General features: G+C 57.8%; 17 protein-coding genes and 1 pseudogene. 9 read left to right on the forward strand and 9 right to left on the reverse strand.

Going from position 1 to position 14,544, the window contains the following annotated elements:
• Positions 1–13 precede the first annotated feature (13 nt).
• The gene (locus ACR0BF_RS00135) at positions 14–214 is read right to left on the reverse strand and encodes a hypothetical protein (RefSeq protein ID WP_480624236.1); all 201 of its coding nucleotides are present in this window, start codon (positions 212–214) and stop codon (positions 14–16) included.
• Positions 183–523, reverse strand: a pseudogene (locus ACR0BF_RS00140) (transposase). The gene ACR0BF_RS00135 and the pseudogene ACR0BF_RS00140 overlap by 32 nt, the downstream one beginning before the upstream one ends.
• Positions 524–873: 350 nt before the next feature.
• Here ACR0BF_RS00140 and ACR0BF_RS00145 point away from each other — a divergent pair.
• From ACR0BF_RS00145 to ACR0BF_RS00160, 4 genes are all read left to right on the forward strand, one after another.
• Entirely contained in the window at positions 874–1,200 is a 327-nt protein-coding gene (locus ACR0BF_RS00145) for a potassium channel family protein (protein WP_480518982.1), read from the forward strand.
• Between the two features lie 181 nt (positions 1,201–1,381).
• Positions 1,382–2,461, forward strand: a complete 1,080-nt coding sequence (locus tag ACR0BF_RS00150; protein WP_480518980.1) for an AI-2E family transporter — start codon at positions 1,382–1,384, stop codon at positions 2,459–2,461.
• On the forward strand, positions 2,458–3,522 hold the full coding sequence (locus ACR0BF_RS00155; protein WP_480518978.1) for an HlyD family secretion protein: 1,065 nt from the start codon (positions 2,458–2,460) through the stop codon (positions 3,520–3,522). Before ACR0BF_RS00150 ends, ACR0BF_RS00155 begins: the two co-directional genes overlap by 4 nt.
• The gene (locus ACR0BF_RS00160; RefSeq protein WP_480624017.1) at positions 3,512–4,522 is read left to right on the forward strand and encodes a DUF2955 domain-containing protein; all 1,011 of its coding nucleotides are present in this window, start codon (positions 3,512–3,514) and stop codon (positions 4,520–4,522) included. The genes ACR0BF_RS00155 and ACR0BF_RS00160 overlap by 11 nt, the downstream gene beginning before the upstream one ends.
• A 594-nt stretch (positions 4,523–5,116) precedes the next feature.
• On the opposite strand, the gene ACR0BF_RS00165 is transcribed toward ACR0BF_RS00160, so the two are convergent.
• Positions 5,117–5,380: a DUF2312 domain-containing protein gene (locus tag ACR0BF_RS00165; protein WP_209505782.1), complete on the reverse strand. Its 264-nt coding sequence runs from the start codon at positions 5,378–5,380 to the stop codon at positions 5,117–5,119.
• Between the two features lie 246 nt (positions 5,381–5,626).
• Between ACR0BF_RS00165 and ACR0BF_RS00170 the strand changes: the two genes are divergently transcribed.
• Positions 5,627–5,845, forward strand: coding sequence for a hypothetical protein (locus ACR0BF_RS00170; RefSeq protein WP_209505778.1), 219 nt, complete (start codon positions 5,627–5,629; stop codon positions 5,843–5,845).
• 9 nt (positions 5,846–5,854) lie between these two features.
• On the opposite strand, the gene ACR0BF_RS00175 is transcribed toward ACR0BF_RS00170, so the two are convergent.
• Complete coding sequence (locus tag ACR0BF_RS00175) at positions 5,855–6,070, reverse strand: hypothetical protein (RefSeq protein WP_209505776.1); 216 nt, start codon at positions 6,068–6,070, stop codon at positions 5,855–5,857.
• 244 nt (positions 6,071–6,314) lie between these two features.
• Between ACR0BF_RS00175 and ACR0BF_RS00180 the strand changes: the two genes are divergently transcribed.
• Genes ACR0BF_RS00180 through ACR0BF_RS00195 form a run of 4 tightly spaced genes read left to right on the forward strand, consistent with a single transcriptional unit; the run spans position 6,315 to position 8,516 of the window.
• Positions 6,315–7,178, forward strand: coding sequence for an MBL fold metallo-hydrolase (locus ACR0BF_RS00180; RefSeq protein ID WP_480473612.1), 864 nt, complete (start codon positions 6,315–6,317; stop codon positions 7,176–7,178).
• Between the two features lie 34 nt (positions 7,179–7,212).
• Complete coding sequence (locus ACR0BF_RS00185) at positions 7,213–7,641, forward strand: YeeE/YedE family protein (RefSeq protein ID WP_267366620.1); 429 nt, start codon at positions 7,213–7,215, stop codon at positions 7,639–7,641.
• Positions 7,641–8,075 carry a DUF6691 family protein gene (locus ACR0BF_RS00190; protein ID WP_267366618.1) on the forward strand — a complete coding sequence of 145 codons (435 nt, stop codon included), beginning with the start codon at positions 7,641–7,643 and terminating at the stop codon, positions 8,073–8,075. The genes ACR0BF_RS00185 and ACR0BF_RS00190 overlap by 1 nt, the downstream gene beginning before the upstream one ends.
• Positions 8,076–8,084: 9 nt before the next feature.
• The gene (locus tag ACR0BF_RS00195) at positions 8,085–8,516 is read left to right on the forward strand and encodes a protein tyrosine phosphatase family protein (RefSeq protein WP_480622716.1); all 432 of its coding nucleotides are present in this window, start codon (positions 8,085–8,087) and stop codon (positions 8,514–8,516) included.
• Between the two features lie 12 nt (positions 8,517–8,528).
• Here ACR0BF_RS00195 and ACR0BF_RS00200 read toward each other — a convergent pair whose 3' ends face one another.
• The 5 genes from ACR0BF_RS00200 to ACR0BF_RS00220 form a co-directional block, all read right to left on the reverse strand.
• A complete protein-coding gene (locus ACR0BF_RS00200) occupies positions 8,529–9,617 on the reverse strand; it encodes a FliM/FliN family flagellar motor switch protein (RefSeq protein ID WP_480624018.1) in 1,089 nt (362 codons plus the stop codon).
• Between the two features lie 78 nt (positions 9,618–9,695).
• Positions 9,696–12,374 (reverse strand): ATP-binding protein, encoded by a 2,679-nt coding sequence (locus tag ACR0BF_RS00205; protein WP_480624019.1) that lies wholly within the window; start codon positions 12,372–12,374, stop codon positions 9,696–9,698.
• Positions 12,374–12,679, reverse strand: coding sequence for a hypothetical protein (locus tag ACR0BF_RS00210; RefSeq protein WP_480518966.1), 306 nt, complete (start codon positions 12,677–12,679; stop codon positions 12,374–12,376). Before ACR0BF_RS00210 ends, ACR0BF_RS00205 begins: the two co-directional genes overlap by 1 nt.
• The gene (locus ACR0BF_RS00215) at positions 12,679–13,059 is read right to left on the reverse strand and encodes a response regulator transcription factor (RefSeq protein ID WP_480473617.1); all 381 of its coding nucleotides are present in this window, start codon (positions 13,057–13,059) and stop codon (positions 12,679–12,681) included. The genes ACR0BF_RS00210 and ACR0BF_RS00215 overlap by 1 nt, the downstream gene beginning before the upstream one ends.
• Before the next feature lie 77 nt (positions 13,060–13,136).
• Positions 13,137–14,429, reverse strand: a complete 1,293-nt coding sequence (locus tag ACR0BF_RS00220) for a helix-turn-helix domain-containing protein (protein WP_480624020.1) — start codon at positions 14,427–14,429, stop codon at positions 13,137–13,139.
• Positions 14,430–14,544: the final 115 nt, after the last annotated feature.

Raw genomic sequence — 14,544 nt, forward strand, 5'->3', positions numbered from 1 at the left:
CCGCAATCCGGACCTAGAACTCGGCAACCTGCCGATCGAAGTCTCGGGCCATGATGCCTTGGCCAAGGAGTTTGACGCAGTTCATCTTTGTCTCTGCGCGGCTTGGGGTATCGCCGATGTTGCTTGTCGTGACATCAACCGCGCGGATCTCCAGTGTTTCTTCATCTATTCCGAGATGAAGCTTACGCCACAGGCGCTTTTTTACTGCCGCCATGTTTGCGGGCGTTCCACTCACCTTCGCCCTCAGCTTTGATCCCGGTCGCGTCGATCAACAGGTGCAACGGCCCAGTTCCACCGCGGTATGGGATAGAGACGTTCAACGTCTTCTGGTGACGACAGAGGGTAAGAAGTCCGGAACTTTCCGGTCAAGCCCTGCTGGGCGCAACAGGCTTTCAACGAACCCTGTCGTCTGGCGAAGAGGCATGCCGAACAGCACCTTCAGCATCAGACAAACCTGGATCGCTGCATCGCTGAAATCTGGCTGACGACCGCACTTGCCCGTCGCTGGCGCATACCATGCCATCTCAGGTTCAAACCAGATCGATAGTGAACCGCGCTGCTTCAACGCCGTGTTGTACGACGGTCAGTTCTTGGTCTTGTACTTCGTAGGGGACCAACTGCTCATACTCTCCAGCTATCAACTTGGATTCATGGAGTGAATCCCTAAGCGCAATTGTGCAACAAAACCCGGCACACCCAGTTTCTGAACAGCTGGTTTGAAGTGGATTTCAAAAGCCAGAAACGGACACGTTGCATGAGCTTTGACTATGGCTGCTGGACACATCTTCCAAACTACAGGCAATCAGATTCCTTCTATTCCCCACATTCATGTAATTACTGCTATATGTGAATTCTTCAATCAACGAGGACAAGATGAATTCACTAACCAGAATAACACGAGGGATAGGCGTCGCTTTCAAGGACGGTAGAGTTAAGGGCATCCTTGCCTTCACAATTGGAATGATTTTTTGGGCCTCGGTCTTCTACCACTTTGTCGAAGGTTGGAGTTGGCTCGACTCAATCTACTTTTCTGTAGTGACAATTTCGACCGTGGGGTTTGGTGACTTCTCCCCTGAAACTGCGGCAGGAAAAATCTTCACAATGGTATACATCATCGTGGGCCTCGGTGTCTTCGTGACAGCAGCTACCACGGTGGCAGATACGATCTTGTCTCAAGACGACGAAAAAACGGATAAATAGATTATACCCAATTCAGCCAAACTGAGTTCATGCGCAGGTATTAGTTTGACTAGGCACCTCAGGCCGCGCCCCAGATTAACTTGTGTCTTCAAGCTGATAGGCGGACGCATAAAACTAAAACATATATACATATTTTGCTTTTTGAGTGTAATGTTCAGAAAACAGCTAGTGGAGGGATGGAATGGAAAAGACCCAGGACGCGAAGATTGTCGATCTGGCGATACGATTGCTCTTTCTCGGACTATTCCTTTACAGCGCTCTGGTCATGGTGGCCCCGCTTGCAAGCGTAGTTATCTGGGCAACGATCCTCTGTGTGGCGCTTTACCCGGTATTTAATTGGATGCAGTCCAAGTTAGGAGGCCGAAAGAAGCTTACAGCGACGATCTTGGTTTTGATGGGTCTTGTTCTGACCCTCGGGCCAGTCGCAACTGCGGTGTCTGGTGCCGCAGAACTTGGGTCTGAATTCGCGGAACAAGCAGACAGGGGTGAATTGAAAATCCCCCCAGCGCCCGAAGGTATCAAGGAACTACCGCTAGTCGGAGGAAAAATTGCCGATGTCTGGGGAATGTTCGAACGGAATCTGGACGGTGCGCTTGCAAAATACGGCGCCCAGATTCTTGAGATCACTAAATCCTTATTTGGAAAGGTGCTGGGGATCGGAATTGGACTTCTCGGCCTTGCATTGTCGGTATTGATAATGGGGGCTTTGTTTAGCCCAGGGCCGAATCTGGTTCAGGGCCTTCAGCACTTTGCAAACCGTGTATTTGCGCCGCGTGGCGGTGAATTCGTAACATTGGCGGGGGCAACGATCCGTAATGTAACAAAGGGTGTAATCGGCGTTGCAGCGATTCAAGCGGTGGTCGTTTGGGTATTGTTGGTGCTGTTCGGGATTGGCTCGGCCGCCACGCTGGCGTTCATCTGCCTGATCCTCTCGATCATCCAGATTGGACCCGGCTTGGTTCTTTTGCCTGTTATCATCTACGCATGGAGTTCCATGTCCGGAGGTGCAGCTTTGATCTTCACCATACTGGCGATTCCCGTAACAATTATGGACAGCTTCCTGCGGCCCGTATTTATCTCAAAAGGCCTTGATACGCCCATGCTTGTGATCCTCATCGGGGTGCTAGGAGGCATGATGGCCTATGGCTTAATCGGCATTTTCATGGGCCCCGTTTTGTTTGCTGTCTTCTATGAGTTGTTCAAAGTCTGGATCGACGCCTCACCGGGCACCGAAAACGCCGCTGAAGGAGTGGCGAAATGAGGAAAACGATCTGGTCTACATTGGCTGTCATTCTCATCTTTCTCGTCTGGTATCTGGTCGCTGACCGCAAGACACCTTTCACCGGGAACGCCAGAGTAAAGGCCGTGGCGACCCAGATCGTTCCGCAGGTCACTGGGACGGTGACCGAGGTTCTTGTTGAAAACGGTCAGGTCGTTTCGGCAGGAGACGTTCTAGTTCGGATTGATGCCAGACCTTACGAAATTGATCGCGACAAAGCCGAAGCCGATCTCGAGGCAGCCACTCAGGAAGTGGGAGCGTCGTCAGCGGAAGTAAGCGGCGCGCAAGCCAAACTGGCAAGGGCGCAGAGTGATCTCGACACCATGCGTCTGCAGACGGAGCGTGTGTTTGCGCTTGAAAAGAAAGGGTTGATTGCCGTCTCAAAGGCCGATGATGCCCGAGGGCAACTGGCACAGTCCGAGGCGAACTTTGAGAACGCAAAAGCAGATCTTGAAAAGGCGAAGCAGCGGCTTGGTGTTGACGGGATTGATAACCCGAAAATCCAGCGCGCGTTGGCGGCCTTGGCGGATGCAGAACTAAACCTTGAATGGACTGAACTGCGTGCTCCGGCGACAGGTATAATCTCGAATCTGCTGATAGCCCCCGGAACGTATGCGAGATCCGGCCAAGATCTTCTGACATTTCTGGATGCAACCGACATTTGGATCGAGGCGTACTTTACCGAGAACAACTTGGGAAGAGCTTCGGTGGGGTCTCCGGTTGATGTAGTGTTGGATATGCATCCCGGTCAAATTGTTACGGGCGTCATTGAGAGCTTCAGTGCTGCTGTGTCTTTGAGTGGCGGTGATGAACCCGGGAAATTGGCTAGCCCACCAAGCACAAAGGGATTTTTGCGTGAGCCGGAAAGGTTCCCGGTCAGGATTATCTTGCCCGGCTATGAAGCTGGTAGTGCTGAAGATGATCTTCGTTTCCAACTGAACGGGCAGGCCGATGTGATTATGTATCTTAGTGACAACTCGTTGCTGAACCTCGTGGGCCGTACCTACATCCGCGTGGTATCAATTCTGTCCTATGCGTACTGAGGACCGGCGCTCTGTCACCCGGCTTGCGCTAGGTGTTACCGGTGTATTTACATTGGGCCTGTTTCTCGGGTGGCCACTCGCCGTCGTCGGGGCGGTTTTCACTGCCCTTTTTCTTCAAGCGCCTGCCGCTTTGCCTTTGGCAGCATTTGCTAAGTTGTTTGTCTTTTCAATTGGATTGATGTTCATTTCCTTCCTGGTCTCGTCAATCTTCTCGCCATATCCTCTTGTGTTCCTCATCCTCGTGGCCATTGGAATAATCCTGTCGTTCATTTGGTCAGTTTCTGGTGCCGGAGTATTGCCGGGTGTCATCGCCCTCATGGGGGCCTTGATGATTCCAAACCTGGTTCTGCAATCTCAGAATCTGGCTTTGGTGCTCGTGTATTGGATACCGTTGAACCTGCTTTTTGCAGGCTTCGTATCGACGCTGATGTTCGTGTTGATACCCGCTGAACCTCAAACGGCGGCTCAAAAGAAGGCAGCAACGTCGCCGGACTTCGACCCCCATCGCCGAATTGTCAGGATGTCGCTTGTAACAGTTCCGTTTGCTATGGCGTTCTTTATTTCCGGAGCGTCCGCATTGCTGGTTCTGTTTTTTGTCGCTCTGCTGAGCCAGCAACTTGCGGCTATGCCTGCCGCAGGCAAAACCGTTGCAAAAGCTATGCTGACGGCAAACCTTCTTGGGGCGGCAGTATCCATCATATGCTATGAAATAAACGTAATAGCTCCGGTTATTCTGACGCCCGTTCTGCTATGTTTTTTCTTCTGTCTGACCCTCGGAGCACTTGGAAAATCTCAAGTCCCGCTCGCAGCTGCCGCCGGCTCTGCTATTACAACGGCTCTGATTGTGTATTGTGGGTCTGTTGCACCATTTTCAGACGAGGCTGACGTCAAGAGCATCACTCGAGTATTACAAGTTGCTAGTGCCGCCTTCTTTGTAATTATCGCATATGTCGTTGTGGATGAATTCTGGCCGGAAAAAGAGCGCCACGCAACTCAATGAAGTTAGTTGCCAAGTGGTATGGTTCTGAATCAAGTAGAGTTCCCAGCTTGACCACTTTTATTTAATTCATCCGAGTCGAAAGACGTCTGCATTGTCCGGAGGCTGTGTGGAAACGCGCAGTATTCTGTCTGTTTCTGAGGATTTGAGTCTTGGCGCGGAGTTTTCCCCAGATTTCTCAGTTTCGGTTGCAAAACGACCTTAGTGGCTGTTTTGGCCCGTCTAGGTTGATGGGACCGGTGCGGCGGCTGGTTTTCCGGCCGTAGAAACGGCCTATGCCTTCATTGCGGCAATCAATGCGGGTGTTCCGATCAGGTTCATCAAGCGGGTCGGCGCCTTTGGCCATTGGCACGTCAGAGACTTTAGTGGTTCGAGTTTGGTTTATGGGCGGTTCGATACAGCCCGGAGGCGTCAAGTGCAGTGCCTGCGGGATCGCGCGACGGCTCTGATCACTTGGCGTCGGACGAAACCGACCACGCAAAATGAAATGATAGCTGCGGTTGAAGGCCCCGGAACAGGGGTGTCTGACCCTGATATTTCTCCGCTACGCAGACCAGGGGATGGACTGCGGCGGAGCGTGTTTCATGGCGGTCGGGCTTAGGTCATACCCAGCGCTTCTTTGTACATTTCGATGACGGCCTCTTGCTCGGCGATGTCATCCTTGTCCCTTTTTCTGAGCGAGATGATGCTGCGCAGGGCCTTTACGTCATAACCACGCGACTTGCTTTCGGCGTAGACCTCTTTGATCTGGTCGGCGATGTCTTTCTTTTCCATCTCAAGGCGCTCGATACGTTCCACAAACTGGCGCAGCTCGCCCGCGGTGACCTTGTAATTTGCTTCTGCTTCTTCAGACATGCTCATCTTTTTTGTTCCCGGTTATGGACCTGCAACCAGAAGAGAACAGCCTGCGGCCAGCGGTGAACGGCGGTAGCCCGATCAACGGGAGCACCTTCGATACGCGCCTGCCCCAGAGGCTGAAACCCTGGTGTGGAATGCCGGATACAGTGCTGCCGCCCGGGTCGCAAGCACCCAATGGGCTGGCGCACTTGTATGACCCCAACCGATCCGTTAAGCGCGTGATCAGGTCACGAGGATATGCGGGGAACCATGTTTGAATTCATCACCTGGGGCGGTGCAGCCCTGTCTGTGGCCGGGCTTGCCGGTCTGGTCTGGTGCATTCTTCGCGTGATGCGGGCGCGCAAGGCCGGTCTGTCGGATGACGAGCTGCGCGCGGTGGTTCAGGGGGTCTTGCCCTGGAACCTGGCCTCGCTGTTTCTGTCGGTGCTTGGATTGATGCTGGTCATCCTCGGGATTTCCCTTGGATGACCATCCGGTTCACACCGGCAAGTTATCAAACTGCGCTTCAATCGCATCTTCGCACAAGGCCGCATCCAGACGACGCAGGCGCGAAGGCACCTCCATCCCCTGCTGCCGCATCCGGTCAACAATTTTACTCACACTCGGCTGAAGCGCCAAACGCGTTTCCAGACCCGCGTTCACAAGCTTACGTTCAAGCTGCTCGGCTTCGGAATAAAGACCAGTCGGTGTCATAACCATCCTCCCAAGTGGCGCCAGTATCCCCAATATACGTAACGGGATTACGACCAGCAGATAATATCGTAGCCTTGTGCGGGAAATTGCCTGCCATGGTCGAAGTTTCGGCAATCTGACGCGGATAGGTTAAAGATTAAGCTAGGATTTCAGCGGTTGCTTTGACCGGCATCAAATTCAGGTTCGATATTGCATCACATTCCAATTAACATATATGATATGCCAGACCGAAACGGAGAAGATCATGACACCGAAAGTGAAAGCGTTTTTTGACGAGCAGACCTTCACGGTTTCCTATGTGGTTCATGAACCTCAGGGGCGGGCCTGCGCCATCATCGACAGCGTGCTGGATTTCGACCATGCCTCGGGGCGGACGTCGACAACCTCGGCGGACAAGATCATCGATTTTGTGCGCGCGCAGGACCTTAAGGTCGAGTGGATTCTGGAAAGCCATGTCCATGCCGACCACCTGTCGGCGGCCCCCTATCTGCAACAGGAGCTGGGCGGAAAGATCGGGATTGGCGACCAGATCGTCACCGTGCAGGACACGTTTGGCAAGGTTTTCAACGAAGGAACCGAGTTTCAACGCGATGGCAGCCAGTTTGACGCGCTGTTCAAGGAAGGCGACAGCTTTCACATCGGCCAGATGCGGGGCGACGTGCTGCACACCCCCGGCCATACACCGGCTTGCATGACCTATGTGATTGGCGACGCCGCATTTGTCGGTGACACACTGTTCATGCCCGATTTTGGTACCGCACGTTGTGATTTCCCCGGAGGATCGTCGGCTACGCTGTTCCAGTCGATCCAGAAGATACTGTCGCTGCCGGACAACACCCGCATCTATGTCGGGCATGATTACAAGGCTCCGGGCCGCGACGAATACGCGTGGGAGACAACGGTAGGTGAACAAAAGGCGCTGAACGTCCATATCGGACAGGGGCGCAGCATCGAAGAATTCGTGGAGATGCGCGACGCGCGGGACGCCACGCTGGCCATGCCGCGCCTGATCCTGCCGTCTTTGCAGGTCAACATGCGGGCCGGTCAGATGCCTCCGGCGGATGAACAGGGCGATGTTTTCCTGAAACTGCCGGTCAACAAGCTGTGACGCGGGAACAACAAATCACAAAGGGAAATCCCACATGAATATAGAGTGGATCTGGGGGCTGTGCGGCGGTCTGGTGATCGGTCTGGCCGGGGCGGTTTACCTGCTGGGCAATGGCCGGATCATGGGCGCAAGCGGCATTCTGGGCGGCCTTGTCGATGGCAGCGCTAAGGGGAGCATGGCCGAAAAGCTGGCCTTTATTGCGGGGCTTGTCGGAATGCCCCTTCTTCTGCGCCCGTTGATCCTGCCCGAGGCTCAGACGCATCTTACCAGCAATCTGGGTGTTGTCATTCTGGCCGGGCTGCTGGTCGGTATCGGTACACGGATCGCCAATGGCTGCACCTCGGGGCACGGGGTGTGCGGGATCTCTCGGTTCTCGCTGCGCGGCATCGTGGCCACCGTTTTCTATATCCTTGCCGGGGGCGTCACCCTTGTGCTGCTGCGTCATGTGTTGGGAGTGATCTGATGCGCCTTTTCATTTCATTGATCGCCGGATCGCTGTTCGGCGCCGGGTTGCTGATTTCAGGCATGACAGACACCACAAAAGTTCAGGGCTGGCTGGATGTGTTTGGCAACTGGGATCCGACGCTGGCCTTTGTGATGGCCGGTGCCATTCTGCCGATGCTTGTGGCATGGCGGATGACAACCGGACGGCAAAACGCCCTGACCGGCGGAGCCTTTCCACCCCCTGCAAAGCCCGAGGTTGATCGCAGGCTGATCGTGGGTTCGGTTCTGTTCGGGATGGGCTGGGGACTGGCCGGGCTGTGCCCCGGACCGGCAATGGCCTCGCTGAGCTATGGCGGGCTGGGCGGGCTGGTCTTTCTGGTTGCAATGGCGGCCGGGATGTTCGTGGCACCACCGCTGGGCGCGCAACTGGACAGGGCGGCAAACGCGGCCTAAGGAATTGGCATGGAGATTCGTCAGATTACCCCCCGCTATGCTGTCTCGCCGCAGATCACGGTCGAGGATGTTCCGGCCATCGCCGAGGCTGGCTTTGCCAAGGTGATCTGCAACCGGCCCAATGCCGAAGTTCCCCCGGCCATGCAATCCGACGCGATCGGCGAAGCGGTGCGGGCCGCAGGTATGGAATATGAGGTGCTGGAGCTGACCCACCAGACGATGACACCTGAGAACGTGAAGCGGCAGCGCGACATGGCGGAAAACGGCAGAGGCCCTGTTCTGGCCTATTGCGCCTCGGGCACGCGGTGTTCGGTTGTCTGGGCGTTGGGCCAGTGCGACCACATGAGCACGGACGACATCCTGAGTGCGACCGGCAAAGCCGGGTATCAGCTGGACAATCTGCGCCCCATGCTGGACCAGATGCGCGGCAATGGCGGCTAGGTGCCCCTTAACCTAGCTGGCGGACTCCGGGGGCGCCAGCCCCGCCAGCTGCGTGATTTCCGCGACCATCCGTTCTGAATCGTTCACGATCAGATCGCTATCTGTCAGATCTGACACCCCGGCCGGGACGGTCTGGGCGTGCGCATCATGCACAGCCGGTTCAACCGGGTGATCTTGCGGTGGTGTTCCACTTTTGCTGGCGATGAAGTCCTGCGCGTCAGAACCAGTCAGGGCTGGCAATGCAGCGGTTTCATTCAGCCGCACGGCCCGGAGACCACCGCATTGCCCAAGGCGACCGATACCGGCGCGTGTCCGGTCGATCGTCAGAACCTCGGTCCGGTCCAGACGCGCCCCGCGCAACGGCAGAATGTCCCCGATCCGCATTCCGGACAGGTCGGACAGGGGCAGCGACATGCGGCACAGCGCGGCGGTCAGTTCCGCCCGCATCACGCCCGAACACTGATCCATGCGCAGATCAGCCTTTTCCCCGGTATCTTCTGCCACATCCGAGACTGCAGGATGTTCTGGCAGAAAGACCGAGATGCGACCCTGCTGCTCTCCGTTCGCCAGATCGACGGTCAGTTCGAAAATGCGGTACACCTCTTCCGTCATCGCCAGCGACAGGGTGCGCAAATCCTTGGCGCGCGAGGTAAATTCCAGCCCTTCAAGGCAAATCTGATCGCTTGAGGCGTCGAACAAAGCGGCGGAACCGGCCAACGCGGCTTCGATCAAGGGAGCCACGATGGCGGCGTCCGTATCCGTGAACGTGCGTGCGCCGGGGTCACCGGGCAGAACCTGACCAATGGTCTGGGCCTGAACAATGGCCGAGACCACATTCGGGTTCAGACAGGCCGCGGCGCGGCCTTCAGGGCCGTCAAACACCAGCAGCAGCCAATCCTGCCCCGCCGCGTCCCCCGGCACGTCCTGCGACTGGCTGGATTGTTTTGCCCCGATAACCGCCAGCGGCAGGTTCAGCCGGTCGCCCGCAGCCCGCGCGAACCCAAGGCGCAGCGCCCGCAGAACCGAACGCGGGCGATCCCCCAGATCCTTTTGTCCGACGGACAGTTTGCGCGCCAACGCGGCATTGACATCTTGTGACATGACGCCCGATCACCAATTGTTCCAGCACCTGGCAACCGGTTTACACCCTCGGGCGTTACCAAGTCCTTTATGGCCGCGTCACTGCGCCGCCTGCTGATAGGCCTGTGGCAGGCTGATCCGGAAGGCCGCGCCGCCCTGCCCCGGCAGATAGGTAATCTCACCCCCCAGCCGCTGCATGATTTCGCGGCAGATGGCCAGACCAAGCCCCGCTCCGCCAGCTTTGTCGCCGCCCACGCGGGCAAATTTTTCAAACACCATCGAGCGCGCACCCGGTGGGATGCCGCTGCCATTGTCGATGAAGTCGACGATGACCCGCCCGCCGACATCATGGGCGGAAATGACCAGCACCGGATCGTCCGCGTCACAGTATTTCTGCGCGTTCGAGATCAGGTTGATGAACACCTGCCCCAACCGATCCAGATCCGTATGCAGAAAGATACGTTCGGCCGTGCGGGTCCGGCGGACGGTGATCTTTCGGTCCGCCCCGGCCAGAGCGCTGGGCACGGCGCGGTCCAGAACCGAGCGCAGGCTGTCATCACTGAGATTGAGGCTGACCTGCCCGTTTTCAAGCACGCTCAGATCCAGCAGATCATCGAGCAGCCGGGTCAGGCGCAGGGCTTCGTCATGAATGATCGCGGCATAGCGGGTCTGCTCCTGGCGGCTGAGGCCATCGGTGTCGCGCATGATTTCCGAAAACGCCCGGATCGAGGTCATCGGCGTGCGCAATTCATGACTGACCTGACTCAGAAAGCTGTCCTTCTGTTCGGAAATCTGGGTGAGCTTGGCGTTAGCCTCGCGCAGCTGGCGTGCGGTTCGGCTGAGTTCGGAGGACTTTTCCTCGAGCTGGCCGGAATATTCCAGCAACTGCGCGGATTCGTCGGCCACGGCCAGCAGATCCTCGACCGAGACCGACGATCCGCCCACGATCTGGCCGATCATCGCATGGGCCATGGCCGCGCCGACCGAGCCGCTGAGCTCGCGTTCCAGACGGTTGAGAAAGCCCGGCGTCGGTTCCGGCAGGTGCGAACGGCCACCCTGTTTTTGCGCCTCGGCCTGAAAGAATTCCTGTGTGGGGCCGGTGCCCAGAATGCGCTGCGTCATGATCATCAGGTCTTCGCTTTGCGCCACTGACCCGGACCAACCGCGCGGCGCGACCGAGTGATCGAAGACGTTGACGAACTGCGCCCCTTGCAACCGTTCCAACGGGCTGGGAAAGCTGAGCAGGGACGCGACGCAGAAGGCAAGCGTGTTCAGGGACAAGGACCACATCACCGTATGCACCATCGGATCGATCCCCTCGATCCCGAACAGGGCATGAGGGCGCAGCCAGCCGAGACCGAACAAGCCGTTTTGCAGCACGGTTTCGGGCATCCACGCCCCGCCCATTCCCGGCAGCAGCAGGGTGTAAATCCACAGCACAAAGCCGACGGTCAGCCCGATCAGCGCCCCGGTCCGGGTCGCCCTGCGCCAGAACAGCCCCCCAACCAACGCTGGCAGAATCTGCGAGATACCGGCAAAGGCGATCAACCCGATCGAGGCCAGCGCCGCACCGCCACCGGACAGCCGGTAGTAGAAAAAGCCCAGCGCAATGATGGCGGCAATGGAAACTCGGCGTGCCATAAGAACAATGTTGCGCACATCGCCCGATACCGAGCCGGTGCCTTCCTGCGTGTTCAGCCAGATGGGCATGACCACATGGTTTGACACCATTGTCGACAGGGCCATCGCACTGACGATGACCATCGAGGTTGCCGAGGAAAACCCGCCGATGAAGGACAGCATTGCCAGCCAGTCATTGCCCTGGGACAGCGGCACGGTCAGCACGAACAGGTCCGGGTTGGCGCCCTGGGGCAGCAGGTCGAGACCGACTACGGCGATGGGCACGACAAACAGGCTCATGAACAGCAGGTAGAGCGGGAAGGCCCAGGCAGCGGTTCTGAGATGGCCTTCGTCATCGTTTTCCACCACCATCACCTGAAACATCCGGGGCAGGCAGATAAAGGCGGCGGCGGACAGAAAGATGAACGTCGTCCAACGCCCGGCATCGACATTCCACTGGCCGATTTCCGAGGCGTCGATCCGGTCCATCATCGGGCCAATGCCGCCCGCGATCCCCCACACCACGAAAACGCCCACGGCGATCAGCGCAAACAGTTTGACAACGGCCTCGACCGCGATGGCCGTGACCACGCCATGATGACGTTCGTTCACGTCCAGATTGCGGGTGCCGAACAGGATGGCAAACACGGCCAGACCAGCCGCGACCCAAAACACGCTGGACCCTTCACGGTAGAGGCCTGACGGATCAGCCTCGGCAAAGATCGAGAAGGACAGGGTAATCGATTGCAGTTGCAGTGCGATATAGGGCGTGCCGCCGAGCACCGCCAGAATGGTCACGCAGACCGCCAGCGTGTTCGACTTGCCATACCGGGACGACAGCAGGTCGGCGATCGAGGTGACCCGCTGGCTGCGCCCGACGCGCACCAGCTTGCGCAGCCCCCACCACCAGCCGACCATCACCAGCGTCGGACCGAGGTAGATGGTGACAAACTCCAGCCCCGACCGCGCGGCGTTGCCCACCGCGCCATAAAACGTCCAGGCAGTGCAATAGATCGACAGGGACAGCGTGTAGATCACGGGCGAACGCAACCATTTGCCACGCCCGGCCGCAGCCATGCGATCCGCGGCGAAGGCCACCGCGAACAGGAACACGACATAGCCAAGGCAAACCAGAATCAGAATATTTATGGTGGCCATCACTCAGCGCCCGTGTCCGATCCTTCACGCGCGGCCATGCGGCGGGCGGCCAGCCCAAAGACAAACCCGGCCAGGATCAGCGCGCCCCAGCAGAGGAATATGTAATACATCGCCGAAGACAAGGGCACAGCCGCATCCCCGCCAGACCGATCCGGCCACAGCAACGGAAGGGCCAGTAGAGCCGCGCCCAGAAAGGGCAAAATCCGGGCGGCATCCGTCAACCTGTGACGGCGATAGCTTTGACGTTCCAGAAAAAGCGAAGGGCGTGCGCCCGGTGGTTTGGTCTTGTTGCCCTCGCCGGACATCAAATGCGCGTCGCCTGCGCGTGAAGATCACGCACGGCTGTCAGAACTTCGGCATTGGAAAACGGCTTGGTCATGAAGCGGCTGACGCCTGCGTTTTCGGCCATTTCCCGGTCGCGCGACTGACCCCGTGCGGTCAGCATCAGAACCGGCAAGCCTGCCAGTTCCTCCATTTTTCTGAGTTCCCGAAGGATATCCATACCGTTCTTGCCCGGCAGCATGACATCCAGAATGACCAGATCGGGCTGCGCCCCCTGGATCACCTGAACCGCATCCGTTCCATCGCCATGCGTTTCGACCTGCCATCCCTCGCGCGACAGCAGGAACCGGATAGCCTCGGCGATGTTCGGTTCGTCCTCAATCAGCAGAACCTTTCGGCTCATATGTTCAATTCCTCCCATAACCGGCCTTCCATCCCGGGACCGGTTCCCGCCAGATTAAGCGGTCTGTCATGAACGTGTCAAAAACCTTCGCTCAAAATCGACGGCTCGCGCCGGGCTTTGCAATCGCGGTTTGGGCAGACACGGCAATTCGGCCCCACCTGAGTGACCGGCACCGTGTCTGACGGGTCCCTGACAGGGCGCACCACCATGACCGAGCGATAGGCCGGGTCCTGATCGTATCCCGACACTGCATGCGGCCAGGCATAGGCAACGCAGTCGAACAGGACCGAGGACCTGCCGGTCAGGACGACCTGCTTGCGCACCGGCACCAGCGGACGGCTGAGGGCTGTGAACAGCGGCCAAAGCGGGCAGACATCGCCATGCCGGGGCAAGGTAAACCCCTGAATCGGTTTGAGAAACAGGATACTTCCGGACGCGTCGCACAGCACCATGCCAACCGGTTGTGACAGGATGCCATCCGGCAGAAAGGCCAGCCGCCTGAGGACAGTGGCAAAATCAACCGAGAACCGCTGCGCCAGTTCGATGGGGTTCGGATCACCCTGTTGAACAACCGCTTTGACAGCCTCTAGCGGCAGGGCCTGCGCGTCTGCGCGATAGATTCTGAGAACTTCGCGCGCGACGGTGCGCGCCGCCGAGGTATTGAGCCCGCTCAGGTCAACCGCGTCCACATCGCCACCGTCTTCCAGTTCGGAAATCGTGTAGCCGCGGGTTTCAAAGAAGGCTTCGACCTCTTCCAGGGGAACGGCACGTGGATCAACCGCCGAGTCGCTTTCGTCGAGGAAGGTCACCAGCGCCTTGGAACTGCCTGCCAGCCGTTCGGCATCCTGATGCAGGTTCTTGTGGAAACGCTCGCGCCATTCGGCCTCGATATCTTGCGTATCCGCAAGGATCGCGGCGGTCGAGCGTATCGCGGCGGCGGTTGACAGAACCTCGTGCATCGACGCGGCCAGTTGCGGGTCGTGCGTAAGGCGGTCGGACAGGGTTTCGACGTTCCGCTCCAAAGACACGACACGGCGATGCATCTGCGCCAGAACACCGGCCCAGCCGGGAAAACGACCGGCAAACTCCTCAAGCCCGTCAACCTCGGCCTGTTGCCCGACCGCTTCCTCGGCCGCTTCACGTAGGGCGGAAACCAGAGTTGCCTCGATCCCTTGTGTCAGGACCGAAGGTTCAACGCCCAGCGCCGCCGCGATATCGACCAGCAACTTGCCCCCGATCCTGCGGCGATTATGTTCGATCAGGTTCAGATAAGACGCCGATACGCCGGCCTGCCGCGCCAGTTCGGCCTGCCGCAGCCCGGCAATCTGGCGTCTTTCGCGAATGCGGCTGCCTGTCAACGTGTCGCGCATGCTTACTTTCCCTGAATTCAGATCCGGCGGAATTCACATTCGTTTTCAGATTATAACATCTGTTTCTGTAGGTTAATCATTTCTTTTCAACCGGCATTTACAACTTTCACAAACT

Source organism: Ruegeria sp. AG7 (assembly GCF_056541545.1).